Annotated in this window: 18 protein-coding genes and 1 other RNA gene; 5 read left to right on the top strand and 14 right to left on the bottom strand. The window is 50.0% G+C overall.

The genetic code is table 11. The features are described 5' to 3' along the window. Positions 1-9: 9 nt before the first annotated feature. The 10 genes from murG to E4K71_RS12920 are packed head-to-tail and all read right to left on the bottom strand — an operon-like array spanning position 10 to position 10,929. Complete coding sequence (murG, locus tag E4K71_RS12965) at positions 10-1,113, bottom strand: undecaprenyldiphospho-muramoylpentapeptide beta-N-acetylglucosaminyltransferase (protein WP_135080217.1); 1,104 nt, start codon at positions 1,111-1,113, stop codon at positions 10-12. Beyond that, positions 1,110-2,228 carry a putative lipid II flippase FtsW gene (ftsW, locus tag E4K71_RS12960; RefSeq protein ID WP_135080215.1) on the bottom strand — a complete coding sequence of 373 codons (1,119 nt, stop codon included), beginning with the start codon at positions 2,226-2,228 and terminating at the stop codon, positions 1,110-1,112. Before ftsW ends, murG begins: the two co-directional genes overlap by 4 nt. Continuing rightward, on the bottom strand, positions 2,228-3,586 hold the full coding sequence (murD, locus tag E4K71_RS12955) for a UDP-N-acetylmuramoyl-L-alanine--D-glutamate ligase (RefSeq protein WP_135080213.1): 1,359 nt from the start codon (positions 3,584-3,586) through the stop codon (positions 2,228-2,230). Before murD ends, ftsW begins: the two co-directional genes overlap by 1 nt. A gap of 13 nt (positions 3,587-3,599) precedes the next feature. Next, positions 3,600-4,685, bottom strand: a complete 1,086-nt coding sequence (gene mraY / locus E4K71_RS12950; RefSeq protein WP_135080212.1) for a phospho-N-acetylmuramoyl-pentapeptide-transferase — start codon at positions 4,683-4,685, stop codon at positions 3,600-3,602. An 18-nt stretch (positions 4,686-4,703) separates the two neighbouring features. After that, a complete protein-coding gene (gene murF / locus E4K71_RS12945; protein WP_135080210.1) occupies positions 4,704-6,095 on the bottom strand; it encodes a UDP-N-acetylmuramoyl-tripeptide--D-alanyl-D-alanine ligase in 1,392 nt (463 codons plus the stop codon). Beyond that, on the bottom strand, positions 6,088-7,509 hold the full coding sequence (locus E4K71_RS12940; RefSeq protein WP_135080208.1) for a UDP-N-acetylmuramoyl-L-alanyl-D-glutamate--2,6-diaminopimelate ligase: 1,422 nt from the start codon (positions 7,507-7,509) through the stop codon (positions 6,088-6,090). The genes murF and E4K71_RS12940 overlap by 8 nt, the downstream gene beginning before the upstream one ends. Positions 7,510-7,513: 4 nt before the next feature. Then, positions 7,514-9,202: a penicillin-binding protein 2 gene (locus E4K71_RS12935; RefSeq protein WP_135080206.1), complete on the bottom strand. Its 1,689-nt coding sequence runs from the start codon at positions 9,200-9,202 to the stop codon at positions 7,514-7,516. Between the two features lie 4 nt (positions 9,203-9,206). Continuing rightward, on the bottom strand, positions 9,207-9,527 hold the full coding sequence (locus tag E4K71_RS12930; RefSeq protein ID WP_167730534.1) for a cell division protein FtsL: 321 nt from the start codon (positions 9,525-9,527) through the stop codon (positions 9,207-9,209). Next, positions 9,524-10,465, bottom strand: coding sequence for a 16S rRNA (cytosine(1402)-N(4))-methyltransferase RsmH (gene rsmH, locus E4K71_RS12925; protein ID WP_135080202.1), 942 nt, complete (start codon positions 10,463-10,465; stop codon positions 9,524-9,526). The genes E4K71_RS12930 and rsmH overlap by 4 nt, the downstream gene beginning before the upstream one ends. Continuing rightward, positions 10,462-10,929, bottom strand: a complete 468-nt coding sequence (locus E4K71_RS12920) for a division/cell wall cluster transcriptional repressor MraZ (protein WP_135080200.1) — start codon at positions 10,927-10,929, stop codon at positions 10,462-10,464. Before E4K71_RS12920 ends, rsmH begins: the two co-directional genes overlap by 4 nt. A gap of 450 nt (positions 10,930-11,379) precedes the next feature. Here E4K71_RS12920 and E4K71_RS12915 point away from each other — a divergent pair, with 450 nt between their 5' ends. Then, a complete protein-coding gene (locus tag E4K71_RS12915) occupies positions 11,380-12,162 on the top strand; it encodes a 3-hydroxybutyrate dehydrogenase (protein ID WP_135080198.1) in 783 nt (260 codons plus the stop codon). A gap of 18 nt (positions 12,163-12,180) precedes the next feature. Here the strand turns inward: E4K71_RS12915 and E4K71_RS12910 are convergent, their stop codons facing one another. From E4K71_RS12910 to E4K71_RS12900, 3 genes are all read right to left on the bottom strand, one after another. Continuing rightward, positions 12,181-13,005: an alpha/beta hydrolase gene (locus E4K71_RS12910; RefSeq protein WP_135080196.1), complete on the bottom strand. Its 825-nt coding sequence runs from the start codon at positions 13,003-13,005 to the stop codon at positions 12,181-12,183. 371 nt (positions 13,006-13,376) lie between these two features. Then, positions 13,377-13,765: RNase P RNA component class A (gene rnpB, locus E4K71_RS12905), an RNA gene on the bottom strand. Positions 13,766-13,798: 33 nt separating this feature from the next. Then, a complete protein-coding gene (locus E4K71_RS12900; RefSeq protein ID WP_346504501.1) occupies positions 13,799-14,317 on the bottom strand; it encodes an N-acetylmuramoyl-L-alanine amidase in 519 nt (172 codons plus the stop codon). A 334-nt stretch (positions 14,318-14,651) separates the two neighbouring features. Here E4K71_RS12900 and E4K71_RS12895 point away from each other — a divergent pair, with 334 nt between their 5' ends. From E4K71_RS12895 to E4K71_RS12885, 3 genes are read left to right on the top strand one after another with little or no spacing between them, the layout of a single operon-like run. Then, on the top strand, positions 14,652-14,906 hold the full coding sequence (locus E4K71_RS12895) for a hypothetical protein (RefSeq protein ID WP_135080194.1): 255 nt from the start codon (positions 14,652-14,654) through the stop codon (positions 14,904-14,906). A 16-nt stretch (positions 14,907-14,922) separates the two neighbouring features. Continuing rightward, positions 14,923-15,663 (top strand): hypothetical protein, encoded by a 741-nt coding sequence (locus E4K71_RS12890; protein ID WP_135080192.1) that lies wholly within the window; start codon positions 14,923-14,925, stop codon positions 15,661-15,663. 9 nt (positions 15,664-15,672) lie between these two features. After that, on the top strand, positions 15,673-15,993 hold the full coding sequence (locus E4K71_RS12885; RefSeq protein WP_135080190.1) for a hypothetical protein: 321 nt from the start codon (positions 15,673-15,675) through the stop codon (positions 15,991-15,993). A gap of 7 nt (positions 15,994-16,000) precedes the next feature. Here E4K71_RS12885 and E4K71_RS12880 read toward each other — a convergent pair whose 3' ends face one another. Then, a complete protein-coding gene (locus E4K71_RS12880) occupies positions 16,001-16,915 on the bottom strand; it encodes a LysR family transcriptional regulator (RefSeq protein WP_135080188.1) in 915 nt (304 codons plus the stop codon). A gap of 126 nt (positions 16,916-17,041) precedes the next feature. Between E4K71_RS12880 and E4K71_RS12875 the strand changes: the two genes are divergently transcribed. Then, positions 17,042-17,230 (top strand): hypothetical protein, encoded by a 189-nt coding sequence (locus E4K71_RS12875; RefSeq protein ID WP_135080186.1) that lies wholly within the window; start codon positions 17,042-17,044, stop codon positions 17,228-17,230. Positions 17,231-17,303 lie beyond the last annotated feature (73 nt).

The raw sequence follows: 17,303 nt of genomic DNA, 5'->3' as shown, positions 1-17,303 counted from the left end.
GATACTCTCTTAAACCTCGATTAATTCTTCAACCGCATCAGCCAGACGGGACGCGGCATCAGGGCGCCCGGCATTCAGGCTGGCGCCAGCTGTGTTGTTTAGGGTTTGGGGTTCAGTAAACAGGGCTTCCAGACGTTCAGCCAGAATGTCTGCTGTAAAGGCTTCTTGTGGCATGAGCCAGCCCGCCCCTGCTTCATCAATGGCATGTGCATTGCGTGACTGATGGTCATCAATGGCATAAGGGTAAGGCACCAAGATGGACGGGCGGCCGATGGTTGTTACTTCGGCACAGGTCGATGCCCCTGAACGTGCGATCAGTAAATGGGCTTTCGCCAGACGCTGGGGCACATCGTTGAAGAAACTGTCCAGTGTGGCATTCATACCATTACGTTTGTAGGCTTCGCGTGTATCTTCCAAAACTTCGGGGCGACACTGCTGGGTGATATGCAGGCGTGCGCGAAGTGCAGGGGGGAGTTTGGCAAAGGCTTCGGGCAGCACATCACTAAAGACCTGTGCACCTTGAGATCCCCCTAGGACCAGTATTTCAATTGGATCGTTATCGGTTAACGGGGTGTAGGGGGTAGGACGCATTTCAATGATATTTTGGCGCACGGGCATGCCGGTGAAGACAATTTTCTTTGCATCAACTTCACCGATATGGTCGACTTGTTCAAAGGATGTGCAGATGCGCTTCACCTTGGGTGCGAGCAAACGGTTGGCCCGACCCAGAACGGCGTTTTGTTCATGGATCATGGAGGCATACCCCCCAAGGGAAGCTGCAATCATGGTGGGGACAGAGGCATAGCCGCCAAAACCAACCACTACACTTGGCCCCATTTTCCCAAGCAGGCGTTTGGCTTGGAATGTTCCAAGACCAAGGGAAAGAGCGGAACGAACCTTGCCAAAGAACCCGCGACCCGCGACACCGCCTGCAGAAATGCGCAGGGTTTCCAGCTCGCCCAAGACACCACTGTAGGTCCCGCCGCGTTTATCGGTAAAAAGGGCAAGGCGATAGCCACGGCTGAGCAATTCACTTGCCAGACTTTCTGCGGGGAAGACATGCCCGCCTGTGCCGCCTGCGGCCAGAATGATTAAGGGTTTCATCTCGCTCATAAATCTCCTCCGGCGCGACGACGGGTTAGGGACAGCAGCATGCCCATTGCTAAAGCCAAGGACAGCAGGGATGAACCGCCATAAGAGATAAACGGCAGGGTCATGCCCTTGGTCGGCATCAGATGTGTAGTGGATGCCATGTTAATCACGGCCTGCAGGCCAAATTGTGTGACCAGCCCGCCAACGGCTAACAGGACAAACAGGTTATCCTCTTTAAACATGCGGGAAAAGCCACGCAAAACCACTGTGGCGAACAGGCCGATAATGAATAGGCAGGCAATCAGGCCGAATTCTTCCCCGGCAACGGCAAAGATAAAATCGGTATGGGCATCCGGCAGTACATGTTTGACATCGCCTTCGCCCGGTCCTTGGCCAAAGAGCCCTCCGTTTTGAAAAGCTTCCAGCGAACGGTTGATCTGATAATTATCACCATTGGCCGGATCAAGAAAACGGTCCACCCGGCTGGTGACATGATCAACGGTGAAATAGGCGATGATCGACCCGGCCATAAAGATCACAGCCACCAGTACGACGAAGACAACGGGTAGTCCCGCCAGGAAGAATTGCATGCCCCACACGGCGGAAACCACCGCTGTCATGCCGAAGTCTGGTTGAGTGACCAGCAGGCCGGCGACCAAAACAAACAGGCCCGTACAGATGAAATGACCAGGGAATTTAATGTCCTTGCGCCATTCAGAAAACATCCAGGCGGCAACCACGGCAAAGGTGGGCTTCAGGAATTCTGAGGGTTGCAAGGTGAAAACACCCAGAGAAATCCAGCGAGATGCACCTTTGATCTCTGTACCGATGAAATGAGTACTAAGGGTAAGGACCAAAAAGACGGCAAAGGTTAAGGTCGCAAAGCGGCGTACCATCACCGGGTCCATTAAGGAAACCCCGATCATGGTTATGATCGCCAAGGGTAGATAGGCAAATTGGCGAATGGCAAAATGATAGGTACCCAGATCAAGGCGTGCAGCCACAGGGGGGCTGGCAGCCAAAGTCAGGATGGCCCCGCAGGCAATGATTAACAGAACTGAGGTTAGAAGCCAGCGATCAATTGTCCACCACCATCTTGCCATCAGGCTGGTATCAACACGTGAAAAGGTCAGCATCAGGTAGCCTCCTCTTCATCTTGAAGCTGATGGACAATGGCCTTAAAGGCATCGCCGCGTGCTTCGAAACTTTTAAATTGATCCCAGGAGGCACAGGCCGGTGACAACAGGACAACACCGCCTGTTTGTTTGGCATCCATAAAGGCGGCTTTGGTTGCTGTTTCCAGATCGCCACAGCGCATAAATTCCTTGGTATCGTTCAGGCTTTGGGCAAAGTCATCTTCTGCCGCTCCGATAAGGTAGGCTTTTGTAACGGTTTGCAATTGGTCCAGCAGTTGGTCAATACCGCCTTCTTTAGCCTGACCGCCCGCAATCCAATAGATATTGTCATAAGCGCCTAGAGCTTTTTGGGTGGCATCTGCATTGGTGGCTTTACTGTCATTGATAAATAACACCTCGCCAACATTGCCAACGATTTCCTGGCGGTGTTCCAGTCCTGGGAAGCTGGCAATGCCACGAACAATCCATTCAGGGGCTGCGCCAATGGCAAGGGCTGCGCCATAGGCCATGGCGGCATTTTGTTGGTTATGTTTGCCTTGTAAGGTCTTAACCCCGGACAAATCCATGACCTGTTCACCCTCAAGACTGAAGGCTTCGTCGATCAGCACGTCTTCATCGGTGAAAATCCCGTCTTCAACAGGGGCTTTGGCCGATATCGCAATGCGTTTGGCGTTTGTCAGGTTGGTTGTTTCAAACACAGCCTTGCTATGTTCATCATCCACACCGATCAGGGCAAAATGATCCTCTGTTTGGTGGGCGAAAATATTTTTCTTCGCTGCGATATAGCCGTCTAGACCGCCGTGGCGATCAAGGTGGTCGGGGCTAATATTCAGCCACACAGCCACATCGGCGCAAAGTGAGGGGGTGCGCTCTAACTGATAAGAGGATAGTTCCAGCACATAAACGCCATCTTCATCCAGTTTTTCCAGATCAAGCGCAGGCGTGCCGAGATTACCACCGACTTCCACATCAAAACCGGCAACTTCCAGAATATGGGCGATCAGGGTGGTGGTGGTGGATTTACCATTGGTGCCGGTAATGGCAATATATTTTGCATTGGGGCAGGATTGAACCAGCAGTTCCACATCACAGACAATCGGCACATCATGGGCACAGGCCAGATCAGCAACAGGATGTGCCTTGGGGAAGGTGTGTGGGATACCGGGGCTCATCACCAGCAGATCAATGGTGCTCCAGTCTGCTTCACTGAGGTCTGTAAGGTCATCACGTTCAGCCTGATCATCCCATGCCAACACATTTGCCCCTGCGTCCTTAAGGGCACGCATGGCGGAAAGGCCGGATTTACCCAAGCCCAGAACGGCGACTGTTTTGCCTTTATATGTGGATGGTGTGATCACGTCTCTGTTCCCCTTAACGCAGCTTTAAGGTTGCCAGACCGATCAGGGCCAAAATCAAGGCAATGATCCAGAAACGAATAACAATGGTGGGTTCCGCCCAGCCTTTTTTCTCATAATGGTGATGCAGCGGGGCCATCTTAAAGACACGCTTGCCTGTCAGCTTGAAAGACGCCACCTGCACAATCACAGATACGGTTTCCAACACAAACAGGCCACCAACGATGGCGAGAACCAGTTCGTGTTTAACCACAACGGCGATGGACCCCAATGTCCCGCCCAAGGCCAAAGAACCCGTATCGCCCATAAACACCATGGCTGGCGGGGCATTAAACCAGAGAAAACCAATACAGCCCCCGATGACTGCGGCCAAAATAACCGCCAGTTCCCCGGCCCCCGGTACGTGGTGGATTTGCAGATATTCAGCAAAGACAAAGTGACCGACAAGATAAGCGATAATGGCAAAGACACCTGATGCAATAATCACCGGAACCGTGGCCAGACCGTCCAGACCATCGGTCAGGTTGACCGCATTGGAAGACCCGATCATGACCAAAATGCCAAAGACCGGGAAAAACCAGCCCAGATTGATCAGCGTATCTTTAAAAAACGGTAGGGCGAGGTGGGTGTTCAGGCTTTCAGGCTGCACACTGGCAATGATAAAGGCCGCAACCCCGGCAAAGCCTAGTTGACCCAAGAGTTTCAGCTTTCCCGAAAGCCCCTTGGTGTTTTTCTTGGAAACTTTTAGATAGTCATCCAGAAAACCAATGGCGCCATAGCCCAGTGTCACCAACATTACCGCCCAGATGTAAGGATTGGACAGATCCGCCCATAACAGAACAGAAACCGACATGGAGGATAAGATCATGATCCCGCCCATGGTCGGGGTGCCTTGCTTTTTCAAATGGCTTTCCGGGCCATCATCGCGGATCGGCTGGCCTTGGCCTTGCCATTGACGCAACCAGCGGATCATGGAGGGGCCGATAATAAAGGCGATGACCATGGCCGTCATGACTGCGCCGCCTGTTCTGAAGGTCAGATAGCGAAACAGGTTGAAGACCGGGATTTGATCGGCCAATGGAAAGAGGAGGTGATATAACATGTTTTTTACTCTTTTTTCTCACGTTCCATTCGGTTGCAAGGCTAAAAGGGCATCCAGCACCAGATCGGTGCGTGATCCCCGTGAACTTTTAATGCTGATGACATCACCGGCTTGGACAGTTTGAACCACCAGTGGGGCAAGCTCTTCGGCATTTGAGGCATGGGCACCGCGCTTTGGGGCAGGCAGGGCATCATGCAGGTTTTTCATTAAGGGGCCGCAGGTAAAAACCAGATCAATTTCGTCAACGGCGTCCTGCAAATGACGGTGTGTCATGACCTCATCAGGGCCAAGTTCCAGCATATCGCCAAGAACAGCGATTTTGCGCCCTTTTTGATGGCTCAAAACCTCAAGGGCAGCACGCATGGAGGCATCATTGGCGTTATAGCTTTCATCAATCACGCGGATGGACCCAGTAGAAAGATCAACACAATGTTCTGCCCCGCGCCCTTTAAGCTGGCCGAGTTCGCCCAGATCACGCCCGGCTTGTTCTAGATCGCCCCCGATGGCATCAATGCAGGCCAGAATAGCTAAACTGTTGGTGATCCAGTGTGATCCGTTATGGGCAATACGGTAGGCCAGTTTTTGGCCCTTAAGATCAGCTTCAATCTCAGTCCCGCGTCCATTTTCGTTTGGTGTTGAGGACAGGGCGGTGAAGTCGCCATTTTCCTGACCAAAGGTGGTGATGTTTTTCACCCCTTGTGTCACCGCGCTGTTTTTCATGCGGGCGTAAAATTCATTATCGGCATTCAAGATGGCTGTACCGGCAACTTCCAGTCCGGCGAAAATTTCGCATTTGGCGTCGGCAATATCGCCAACACTGTTGAAATGTTCCAGATGGGCCGGGGCAATGGTGGTAATCACGGCCACATGCGGTTTTGCCATGTTTGACAGTTCAGTCAGCTCGCCTGCGTGGTTCATGCCCAGTTCCAAAACGGCAAACTCACAGTCACGGGGCATGCGCGCCAGTGTCAGGGGCAGGCCGAAATGATTGTTTAAATTGCCAATGGTCGCATGGGTCTTGCCTTGATTGGAAAGCGTGCTGGCAAGGGCTTCTTTCACCCCGGTTTTGCCAACACTGCCTGTGACGGCAACGATTTTGGCCTTGGTACGTGCCCGGGATGCGTGACCCAGATCTTCCAGGGCTTTGGTGGTGTCTTTGACCAGCAACAGATTTTCATCTTCCCGGCAGTCTTGCGGGATTTGCGACACAATGGCTGCACTGGCGCCAGCTTTCAGGGCTGTGCGCACAAACTTATGACCGTCAAAGCTCGGACCTTTGATAGCAATGAATAGATCGCCTTTTTCAATGTTACGGCTGTCAATGGAAATGCCGCGACATTCCCAATCACCAAACGGTGTGCCGTCTGTCGCCTTGGCGGCTTCTGCTGCGCTCCAGAGGATATCAGCCATTGAGAACCTCCTGTGCCTGGGCTCGATCATCAAAGGGTAAAACCTGATCGCCAACAATTTGACCTGTTTCATGCCCCTTGCCAGCAATGAGCAGAACATCCCCGTCAGACAGGGCATTGATGGCCGTGTCAATCGCCTCTTGACGATCCCCAATTTCATTAGCAGTGGGACACGCCGTCATGATTTCACGGCGAATGTCAGTTGGGTCTTCACTGCGTGGGTTATCATCTGTGACATAGAGGACATCAGCTTGTTCAGCCGCAATCCGGCCCATTTCAGGGCGTTTGCCCCGATCACGATCCCCACCGCAGCCAAACAGAACAGCCAGTTTACCATTTGTATGGGGGCGCAGGGCCTTGAGCACGGTTTCTAACGCATCCGGTGTATGGGCATAATCCACATAAACGCCACGACCCATATGTTCCATACGACCCGGTACCCCTTCCAGCTTTTCAAGCAAGGGAACCGTTGCGTCTGCGCTGTGACCGGAGGCCAGAACAACACCAAGCGCACACAGGGCATTTTCCACCTGAAAATAGCCTGCCAATGGCAAGGTTAGATTATAGTTCGTTTCGTCAATCAAAAGCGTGATCTTTTGGCCTTCAAGGCAAGGTTCAGCCTGTTTCAGGGTAATGGTGTCACCGGCTTTGCCATAAGAAATGACTTTTTGGCTGTATCCGTCCAAGCTATCAACGAGTTCGTCATATTCAGGGGCGTCTGCATTTAACACGGCCTTGCCACCGGGGCGCAGCAGTTCTTCAAACAAGCGTTTTTTCGCGGCAAGATATTCTGCCATATCGGCATGATAATCCAGATGATCCCGGCTGAGATTAGTAAAGGCGGCAATACGAATATTCACCCCGTCCATACGGTGCTGATCCAGCCCGTGGCTGGAAGCTTCCATAGCAAGGTGGGTTACACCGAGTTCTGTAATTTCATTGAGGCGTTCATGCAGGCCCGCCGGGTCTGGTGTTGTTAACCCACCGGAGATATCCAGCCCCGGTGCGCTTACCCCCAATGTACCAACACTTGCAGCCTTGTGCCCCAGCAGGGTCCACAACTGGCGCACAAAGGTCACGACAGAGCTTTTGCCATTTGTCCCGGTGACAGCAGCCGTCATTTTTGGTTGTTTGTCATAGAAATTCGCCGCGATATCGGCAAAGCGCATACGGGGGTTTTTATCATAGACAAACAAAACACCCTCAACAGGTTCCATCTCGCCTGCGTCGCGTTCCACCAAAATCACCCGTGCGCCTTTTTCAATAGCTTGGGGGATGAATTTGCGCCCATCAACCTGCGTGCCGGGCAGGGCGGCAAACAGATAGCCGGGTTCGACTTTACGGGAATCAACCGTAATGCCGGTGATTTCCATATTTTCTTCCAGCTCGGGGATAAGGTCTTGTAACAGTGTCATGGTCTTATCCTTTCACCCGAATAAACAGGGGGTCCCCTGGTTTGTATTGATCCTCTTCAACAGAAGACGGCTGCAGGCCCAGCATGGGGCCGATGCGGTCCACCACTTTTTTAATCACCGGGGCTGCAACCCAGCCTGCGGTGGCGTAACCAAAAGTCTTTTTGTTGCCAACCGGTTCATCAACCATGGCCAAGACCGCATAGCGTGGGTTTTCCATGGGGAAGACGCCAGCAAAGGAAGAAATGCGTGATCGGCGGTTATAGGTACCGTTTTGCTGTTTGTCGGCCGTTCCGGTTTTACCGCCTACACGATAGAATTTGGAATTCGCTTTTTTGCCGGAGCCTTGCAAAACCACCAGACGCATCAATTTGCGCATGTGATCAGACGTTGCCTGTGAAATGACGCGCTGGCCCTGAGGGACATAATCGTTTTTCACTTTAAGCAAGGTTGGCTGGTGCAACAGACCGCCATTGGCAACAGATGCCACGGCACTGGTCAGTTGCAGTGGGGTAATGGCGATGCCGTGCCCATAAGCAATGGTCATGGTGTTGGCCTTGCGCCATGTGGCAGGATAAAGCGGGGCACCGACTTCGGGGATTTCAAGGGACGAGGCATTGAGCAAGCCGAAACGTCCCAGATAATCACGTTGCATGGAGGTTCCGGCTTCCAGTGCAATTTGGGCAGAACCAATATTGGAGGAAAAGACAAGAATTTCCGGTACACTTAAGCGGCGCTTCTTGGCATGGAAATCACGAATTTGGAAACGCCCGACTTTTAATGGTTTGGTCGCATCAAAGCTGTCGTTCAGATTGACAACTCCGCTATCAAGGGCCATGGCTGTGTTAAAGAGTTTGAAAATCGACCCCATTTCATATACGCCCTTGGAGGCACGGTTGAAGCTGGTGTTATCCTTTAATGTATTGGTTTTGTTTGGGTCAAAATCCGGTAAGGACACCATGGATAGCAGTTCGCCTGTGTGAATATCCATCACCACACCGGCCCCGCCAATGGCCTTGAATTCATCAATGGCATCTTGCAAGGCTGTGCGCATAACAGACTGAACGCGCACATCCAAAGACAGCTCAATATTCCCACCGGGGCTGAGAAGCTGGTGATTGAAGCTTTTTTCTATCCCGGCAATGCCCCGGCCATCCACGTCCGTATATCCAAGCACATGGGCCAGCAACGGGCCGTGAGGGTAGGTGCGGCGTTCTTCACGTTGATAATCCAGCCCCGGAATGCCCAACTGGTTGACCTGATGTTTCTGGTTCGGCGTCAGCGTGCGGACCAGATAGTCAAACCGTTTGCCTGAAGCCAGTTTCTTAACCGTCTTGCCAATGCTGAGTTCCGGCAGGATGCGGGCCAGCTTCAGGGCGGCCTGGGTCGGGTCTTCGCCTGCGGCCAGAAAGGCTTTTGAGTCAACAATCAAAGAGTCTGTGGGCAGGGATGTCGCGAGCAAGGCCCCATTGCGATCCACAATATTGGCCCGGACCGCATCGACATTTTCACTGTCTGGGCTGTGAACCAGTTTGGGCTCGCGCGAACCATGCAGCAGGGAAAGGTCCACAACGCGCCCAGCCAGAACAAGAAACAGAACAGCAAAAATCGCCCCGGCCACCAAGGTGCGGTTGTGCCCGGTTTCAATTGCACGGCGATTGCGCAGTTGTTTTTCTCTTGCCCCTCGAAGTTCCATGCCCCTATTGCCCTGCCTTTGTTGGTTGCACATTGGGGTTTGTCGGCAAAAGCTGCTTGTCAAACATATCCATGTTGATCAGCTGTTCGCCGCGCATTTCTTCCAGGCCGAGGTAGCGTTTTGCCAAATCTTCCAAACGGTTCGGATCGTTGAGATAGCTCCATTCCGCTTTCAGGATATGGATGGTTTCCTGTTCTTGCAGGATTTCTTTGTTCAGGGCCTTGAGTTCTTTTTCCAGTGCATCCACCTGATAGGTGATGCGGAATACACCGATGGCTAAAACGATGGCGAGGAAAACGGTCAGGCCAATGGTCAGGCGTGTCATTTGGCTTCTCCTGTCCATTTTTCAACATCGGTGCGCAAGCCTGCACGTAGCTTGGAAGAACGTGCACGCGGGTTTTCACGGCATTCCTCATCACTGGGCGCAATGGGTTTGCGGTTGATAATCTTAAAAGTCGCCTGTGGGCCTTGATCACCGCCATCGGGCATGTAACGGTTGGTGCGTGCATTGCCGCCACTGCGTTGCTTGAAGAATTGCTTCACAATGCGGTCTTCCAGTGAATGGAAAGTGACGACCACAAGGCGCCCACCGGGGAGCAACAATTCTTCTGCTGCGGCCAAGCCACGCTCCAGTTCACCCAATTCATCATTTACATAGATGCGCAGGCCCTGAAAGGTACGGGTGGCTGGATCAATCTTATCTTTGGCTTGGCGCACAACAGATCGCACAATCTTGGCAAGCTGGCCTGTTGTGGTGATTTTTTCTTCGCGGCGTGCTTCAATAATCGCTTTGGCAACACGGCGCGAATGGCGCTCTTCACCATATTTATAAATGATATTGGCCAGTTCTTTTTCATCGTAGGTATTGACCACATCTGCGGCACTTTCCCCACTTTGGGCCATGCGCATATCCAGTGGGCCGTCTTCGCGGAAAGAAAAACCACGATCAGCCTGATCAATCTGAAAGGAAGAGACACCTATATCCAGAACGACGGCGTTCACCTTTTGATTCACAAGGGCCGCCATGTCGCCATAGCAGCCCTCAAACATTTGCAGCCGATTATCGAGCGTCTGCGACAAGCTATTGCCCCTGTCTATGGCATCGGGGTCCCGGTCAATGCCCAAAACCCGACAGTCTGCTGCATCAAGGATGGCTTTGGTGTAACCGCCGCCTCCGAATGTGCCGTCGATAATGACATCACCGTCTTTTGGGTTAATCACCTCAACGATTTCATTTAATAAAACAGGGATGTGACCACTCATGAGCCGTCTCCCTTCACATGTAGTTTTAAGGTCCGTTTTGCCGCTTTTGCCCGGTTAAAGGCTTCTTTGGCATGGGTTTCGTAGGCTGTCGGTTCCCAGATAAAAATCTCCCGGCCGCGTCCGACAAACAGGGCCTGGTCAGTAATCCCGGCATGATCCAAAAGATCTTGGGGAATAATGACGCGTCCTTCGGTATCGAAACTAAGCTGGTTGGCATTTTCCAGAATAACAGTGGCAAGATCATCCTGATCGTCAGAGAAAAAGTCGGTTTCTGCACTCAGGCTGTCGCACAGTTGGGTCATAAAAGTTTCATCACATGCTGCAATCGCGGGGAATTTAAAGGAAGGATAGGCATACATCCCGCGAAAGGATTGTGTCTCAAAAGACGCGCGAAAAGGCTTGGGAACGGAGGTGCGTCCCTTTTTATCTATTTTATTTAGATGCCTTCCGACAAACAGTGCCATGGTGGCTTATGCCTTAAATGTGTGAAACGTTCCTAACCATCTCATTGAACAATAGTTCACCTGTCGCTATGACTTTGCCAAGTGATGGATGCCTGTTCTCAGCAATGGCCGTTGCTGATAAATGGGGCGTCCCTACTATTCAATGGGATAGTATGGGATACCATGGGATTTAATGGGAGGTCAATGGATAATCATGGGAAAGTCGCAGGGCATAAGGGCTTGCGGTATATGGGCTGATCAATATATAGGGTGTGATGGTTATCTTAACTCAAAATATAGGGTTTGATGCTTTAGAATAGTTTGGGTTTCTTATTGAAAAGCAAATGAGATCAATAACTTCCTTTGTTTTTGAAAAAAATTGTCAAAAAGTCAAAAATGAATTTCATCAGGCTTGACCTTGAAAAGTAATTGTTCGATTATCAAACAAAATTCATTCAGGGAGACAGGCGGATGCTTTCAGGGAAAACAGCAGTTGTAACGGGTTCAACCAGCGGTATTGGTTTGGGGATCGCAACCTCATTGGCGGAACAAAACTGTAATGTGGTTGTGAATGGCCGCAAGCAGAATGAAAAGAGTGACGAAATTTGTGCCATTTTGGATAAACTGGGCTCTGGTCAGGTTCTTTTTCAAGCCGCAGATTTATCCAAACAGGACGAAATCGAACATATGATGGCTGAGACCAAAGCAAAGATTGGCCCGGTTGATATTGTTGTGAATAATGCCGGGATGCAGCATGTCTCCCCGATTGAAGATTTTGATCCGGTAAAATGGAACTTGCTTTTATCGTTGAACCTAACGGCTGCTTTCCATGTGATGCGTTTAGCCTTGCCGGATATGAAGGTGCGCAATTGGGGGCGGGTGATTAATGTGTCTTCGGTCCATGGTCAGGTGGCTTCGATTAATAAATCTGCCTATGTTGCCAGTAAGCATGGCCTGATCGGTTTGACAAAAGTATGTGCGCTGGAAACGGCTGAAACAGGTATTACAGCCAATACAATCTGTCCGGGGTGGGTGCGAACGCCGTTGGTGGAAGACCAGATTGTCATGCGGGCAGAAAAATCTGGGCGAACCATCGAAGAAGAAGCACGCGACCTTCTTTCTGAAAAACAGCCGTCAAAAGAGTTCGTGACGCCCCAGCAGCTGGGCGAAACGGCTGTCTATCTTTGTTCTGATGCAGCCAGTCAGATGACGGGAACGACATTAACGCTGGACGGGGGCTGGACGGCACAGTAGGGCAGTCTTTCTCCCTTTTTATGCTTTATAGAATGTCAGGAGATCGTCAATAAAACGGTCTGGCTGTTTGAGGTGCGGAGAATGGTCCGCATCCTCATAGATATGAAGGGTGCTGTTGGGGATTTCGTCGGCAACATATTGGGCTGTTGAACGGCCATAATAGTTGCTTTTCCCCCCATAGATCAACAGAGCAGGCATGGTTAGCTGACTGAGCAATCCGCGAAAATCCTGTGCGGTCAGTTCTTTCCAGATTTCGATCAGTGGTTTGGGGTCATACGCTTTTAGCAAGTTGCGTGTGGCTTTGATCCCTTTTGTGTTTTCTGCATATTTTTTGCGGGTTGTCAGGTTATTTCCAAACGCAGCCAGCTTAAGGACGCATTCGCTGAAATCTTCGGTCATGGAATAGATGAAGATTTTGTTGTCGCGTTCGTTAAAACGGCCGTAAATCCCCAGTTCCCACGTATCATCTGTGACAAGTTTTGGGGATTGGTCAAGCAAGCCGATTTTGGCAATGTTATCTGAGCCGTATTTCTCAATATATTTCCATAGAACGAAACATCCCATGGAATGACCCAAAATCATCGGCTTTTTGATATTTTGTTCGGTGATGAGATCGTGCAGGTCATCGGCCATATGTTCCAGCGTGTAAGGCGGCTTTGATGTCAATTGAGAGCGGCCATGTCCACGCGCATCCCAGGCATAAACTGTGAAATGCTTGGTCAGTTCAGGCATAAGCTTTGCCCATTCCAGATGGGAGCCACACCAACTGTGCAGTAAAATCAAGGCAGGACCTTGCCCTTGGATGTTGAGGAACAGCTGGTTGCCGATATTGGTGGGGAACATGGCGGTGATCTGCTCTTGTAATTAATTGGAATTGTTAGGGTCAGGACCTATTAATTTATTGTGTTTGGTTTGTAAAAAATGTCGCAAGGCAAGGAAATGACTTGCAGGAAGAGTATTCTCTTTCAAAAGTCATTGACGTGGCCTTTGCGTCATTTTCTACAAATCCCGAAGGGACGGGCTAGAAATAAAGGTGGCTCGTGTTATAAAACTCTTGCAGTGGAAGGCACTGCGGCGAGTTTTATGCCTAATCCACCTTTATTTCTAGCTCCGCCAAACTCAGTAAACTAATAGGTCCTGACCCTAGTTTTATATTAAATACTTATTTTAATACAATTGCATCAATAATTCTCAAAAAATTATCATGGAAAAGGAAGGTCAGGTGGCCTGTAAGCCGGGTTCTGTCCCCCTGCATGTGCAGGATAGATGATCATTCGTCTGGGACATTTGTTGCCAAATGCCTCGCGCGACACACCCGGATAGTAATGTGAATATGCATTTGCGGCCCGTTTAATCCGCCGTCCATCCCTATTTGGTCTTGCTTCCGGTGGGGTTTACCATGCCCGGCTTATTGCTAAGCCAGCGGTGCGCTCTTACCGCACCCTTTCACCCTTGCCATGACGGATCATGGCGGTTTTCTTTCTGTGGCACTTTCCCTAAGGTCACCCTCGCCGGACGTTATCCGGCACCGTATATCCATGAAGCCCGGACTTTCCTCCCTTAAGACGTTACCATACAAAAGAGCGATCATCCGGCCACCTGATAGAGGTTTGCTTAAGCCTGATTGGCTTAAGGGTCAAGATGTTTGAAAGGTTTCCGGACGAAAATGGCGATTAAATGCGCTTAAAGCCGCCTCCCAGTTTGAGGTATCATAACCAAACTGGCTTAAGCTTGCTGGTGTGACGTCACCTTCAAAGGGCCAAAGGCCAATGCCGTTTTCTGCTAGTCGTTGCCAGGGGAAAAGTTCGCCGGGGTCTGTTTTGCGCGTGGGGGCAATGTCGCTATGTCCAATGATGTTGCGTGCTTCGATAGGATGGCGGCTTAAAATGTCCTGGCATAAGTTAATTACGCTTGTGAGTTGGGCTTCCGGGAAAGCGCGATAGCCCCATTCATGGCCGGGGTTAACGATCTCAATACCGATGGAGCGAGCATTGATGTTGCTGTGCCCACGCCAGAAGGCGACACCGGCATGCCAGGCGCGATCTGCTTCCTTAACCAGTTGGAAAATACGCCCGTCTTCTTCAATCATATAATGGGCGCTGACTTCTGCGCCAGGGTCGCGCATACGTTCCAGTGCTTCGCGGCCTGTTTTCATACCAGTGTAATGAAGAATCAGTATATCAACAGGAAGGTCTATCGGGCGTTTGTCAAAGTTAGGGGAGGGGGTGTCGATCATTTTGAGGGAAGTGGGTAAACTTTTTTTAATCATTGCGTGTGTAAGGTTCATATAAATGGCTTAGAGAGTGGGAAAGTGCTGATCTTTCCTAGCTGAATGCGCCTTAAAATAGAATTAAAAAGTTGACTCTATCTCAAAAACGGCGGAAAATAGAATCAACGAAATGATTCTATTTTGGGTCGCGTATTGATAAATTCCTTGACCTTGAGTTGTCTCTGACTTAAGTGGATGTCCGAACGAATTGGAAGAACTGATGGCAAAGAACCAAATGGGTAAACTTGAAGAGCTGTTTAATTCAGAAAAAGAGACTGTTCAGGATATCAAACTTTTTCTGGGTGATGATAAAACAATAGCGCCTGGTGTTATCCTTGATAAGGTAATTGCTGCATCTGAAGCTGCGCGAAATGGCGATGTTCCCATTTTGAAGGAATTTCCCAATGATATTGATCCCGTTGATTTAGGCGACTGGATTGAGAAATTGAAGCCCTATGTCCGTGAAGACAAATAATTAGCCAAGGTCAGACGTGCTTTTTGATCAACTTGAAATATTGCTTCAGGATGTACACGATTCTTTAGGTGTACCCTTTATACGTGAGCCGATTGGGATCAATCGCGTTTTGCAGGCGGTGCGCAAACATTGTGCCATTGATGATATCGAGATCATTATCACCCCTGCTTTGGCTAATCACCACGAGGTTTCTGAAAATTCCCCAGTTCCCCCCCATCAGGTGAAAGGGGTGCGCGGCATGTATGAACGTGTCTTGCGCGGGGAAACGCAAAAAACGATTGCGAAAATTCACATTAATGCAAATCAGAATATTTGTTGGCGACGTTTTACGGCGTGTAAGGAGTTGATGCATATTCTGCTGGATGATGCGCAAAGTCGGATCACTGATGCGAAAGAATTGACCAGCCTTGCCTTGGGGTTAAGTGCGGAATTTTCCCGTTTGATTTTTGATGAGGACCTTCATCGTGCGTTGAACAATGAAGAACTGGCGGAGATGGCCGCTGTTGAAGTGTTGTTCCCTCTCTATTATCGCCATGCCTTTGTCTGTTATCGCGGGGCCGGGACAGAAATTCCCGATGATGTCATTGCGCAACTTTTCAGAATACCAGAGCGTTATGTCTCACGCGTCTTAAACAAGGTCTATCATCAGCGCATTCTGGAAATGTGTTATGGTTTTGAAGACCTAGATACGGAAACAGTCTTACCGGATGAACTCATAAATGAAATTTTATCCGCTACGAAAACAGAAAATGAGTGATCGTATCGGATGGGTGGCTATGATGTGCATGTCCCTTCTGAGGTAAGGGAAAAGATACGGGGATATGGCCCTGAGGATGTGGAGATGTCTTTTGATGTCTTGATCAAGAGGCTTGAACGTGATGCAAGCCAGGGAAGGGAATCTAAAAAGTTATATAACCACTATGGCACAGGTGCTGTTTTGGCTATGTCTTTTCCTGAAGAAAAACCACGCTCTGGACGCATACCCGCCCTACCGAGAGTCACGGCTATTTACAGTTTTCTGGCTGCGCAGCCAAAGCAACGCCAGGCGGTTGTGGTGCATGACGCCTGGTTTAACTGTGCCTCTTAAGTTGCCTTCATTCATACTGGTCCCATGGGGGGATGGGGCTGAGTTTTTCCAACAGGTAATCAATAAAAACACGAAGTTTAGGGGCGACGTAGCGGTTTTGCGGATACATGGCCCAGAAATAAAGTCGGGAAGGTGGTTCAAAATCACGTAAAATTTCGACCAATTCTCCATTTTTGATTTTCTCACCGGCCAGCAGAGTCGCAAGGCGGGCGATGCCAAGACCTTGTAGGGCGGCATAATGGTGTGCCTCACCATTATTGCTGATGAAGCTGCCTTTTATGCGCAAGAGCTTTTGTCCCGGACAATTAATAAAGGGCCAGTCATTTAGGTAATCGGGTTCGTTATATGTGATACAGTTATGGTTTAAGAGTTCTTCCGGTTTTTGGGGCTCCCCAAACTTTTCCAGATACAGGGGAGAGGCATAAACAATGCGGCGTAATTTACAGATTTTACGCGCAATCATGGAAGAATCGTAAAGTTCTTCACCAATACGCAAGGCGACATCATCATTGGTATCGAGCAAGTCAACGCGGGTATCGGTCAAGTTCATTTCGACCTCAACTTCGGGGTAGCGTTCCTGAAATTCCACCAGCAAAGGCGCAATGCGGCGTGCACCCATGACCACAGGGGCGTTGACGCGCAAAATGCCACGCGGGGCATCGCGCATGCCGCCCACTTCACTTTCCGCATTTTCAATATCATTGAGAATACGCTGACAATGTTCAAGGTAACGTGCCCCGGCTTCTGTCAGGTTAAGCTTGCGAGTGGTGCGGTTAAGTAAACGCACGCCCAAACGATCTTCAAGGGCGCTGATCTGTTTGCTGACAGCTGAGGGGGTCAGGTGAAGATGGCGGGCTGCAGATGAAAAGCTGCCCTCTTTCACGGCCTGAGCAAAAATATGCATTTGGCTTTCTTTGCTCATTTTATTTATTCCTAAAATTCATAAGTGGTGTGACAAAATACCATATTATCATTTAATGGGAAAAGAAATACATTCTTCTCAACACGGTAAGCAAAGCCGAAACAGAAATAATGTAGGAGAAGATCCATGAACAAAGAATATATGATTTTAGAAGCAGCTCCCATCACACAACGCGATATTAAGGTTGCCATGCAGCGCGCTCACCGTTTGCGTTCTGAAGCAGCTTGGAGCTTTTTTGGTAGCATGGGTGCCTGGGTCTTTAAACAATTGCACTTGAATGTTTCTGATCATTCCAAGCTGGCACATTCGTCTTAAAAAAGCTGTAGATAGCCTCCCAAGGTTGACATTCTCTTTCTTGAGGATGTCCCGGCCGAAAACGCCCCTTCGC

The sequence above is a fragment of the Terasakiella sp. SH-1 genome (assembly GCF_004564135.1).
Taxonomy (GTDB): domain Bacteria; phylum Pseudomonadota; class Alphaproteobacteria; order Rhodospirillales; family Terasakiellaceae; genus Terasakiella.
The sequence above is the reverse complement of the archived record's forward strand: the minus strand, read 5'-3'. Positions and strand labels throughout refer to the sequence as shown.

Bases quoted from the DNA above. Each gene is read 5' to 3' on its own strand.
- E4K71_RS12875 (WP_135080186.1), top strand. From the start codon at position 17,042: ATGAACAAAGAATATATGATTTTAGAAGCAGCTCCCATCACACAACGC.
- ftsW (WP_135080215.1), bottom strand. From the start codon at position 2,228: ATGCTGACCTTTTCACGTGTTGATACCAGCCTGATGGCAAGATGGTGG.
- E4K71_RS12915 (WP_135080198.1), top strand. From the start codon at position 11,380: ATGCTTTCAGGGAAAACAGCAGTTGTAACGGGTTCAACCAGCGGTATT.
- E4K71_RS12935 (WP_135080206.1), bottom strand. From the start codon at position 9,202: ATGGAACTTCGAGGGGCAAGAGAAAAACAACTGCGCAATCGCCGTGCA.
- E4K71_RS12910 (WP_135080196.1), bottom strand. From the start codon at position 13,005: ATGTTCCCCACCAATATCGGCAACCAGCTGTTCCTCAACATCCAAGGG.
- E4K71_RS12880 (WP_135080188.1), bottom strand. From the start codon at position 16,915: ATGAGCAAAGAAAGCCAAATGCATATTTTTGCTCAGGCCGTGAAAGAG.
- E4K71_RS12885 (WP_135080190.1), top strand. From the start codon at position 15,673: ATGGGTGGCTATGATGTGCATGTCCCTTCTGAGGTAAGGGAAAAGATA.
- mraY (WP_135080212.1), bottom strand. From the start codon at position 4,685: ATGTTATATCACCTCCTCTTTCCATTGGCCGATCAAATCCCGGTCTTC.
- E4K71_RS12900 (WP_346504501.1), bottom strand. From the start codon at position 14,317: ATGAAAACAGGCCGCGAAGCACTGGAACGTATGCGCGACCCTGGCGCA.
- E4K71_RS12930 (WP_167730534.1), bottom strand. From the start codon at position 9,527: ATGACACGCCTGACCATTGGCCTGACCGTTTTCCTCGCCATCGTTTTA.
- E4K71_RS12920 (WP_135080200.1), bottom strand. From the start codon at position 10,929: ATGGCACTGTTTGTCGGAAGGCATCTAAATAAAATAGATAAAAAGGGA.
- murG (WP_135080217.1), bottom strand. From the start codon at position 1,113: ATGAGCGAGATGAAACCCTTAATCATTCTGGCCGCAGGCGGCACAGGC.
- E4K71_RS12940 (WP_135080208.1), bottom strand. From the start codon at position 7,509: ATGACACTGTTACAAGACCTTATCCCCGAGCTGGAAGAAAATATGGAA.
- murF (WP_135080210.1), bottom strand. From the start codon at position 6,095: ATGGCTGATATCCTCTGGAGCGCAGCAGAAGCCGCCAAGGCGACAGAC.
- rsmH (WP_135080202.1), bottom strand. From the start codon at position 10,465: ATGAGTGGTCACATCCCTGTTTTATTAAATGAAATCGTTGAGGTGATT.
- E4K71_RS12895 (WP_135080194.1), top strand. From the start codon at position 14,652: ATGGCAAAGAACCAAATGGGTAAACTTGAAGAGCTGTTTAATTCAGAA.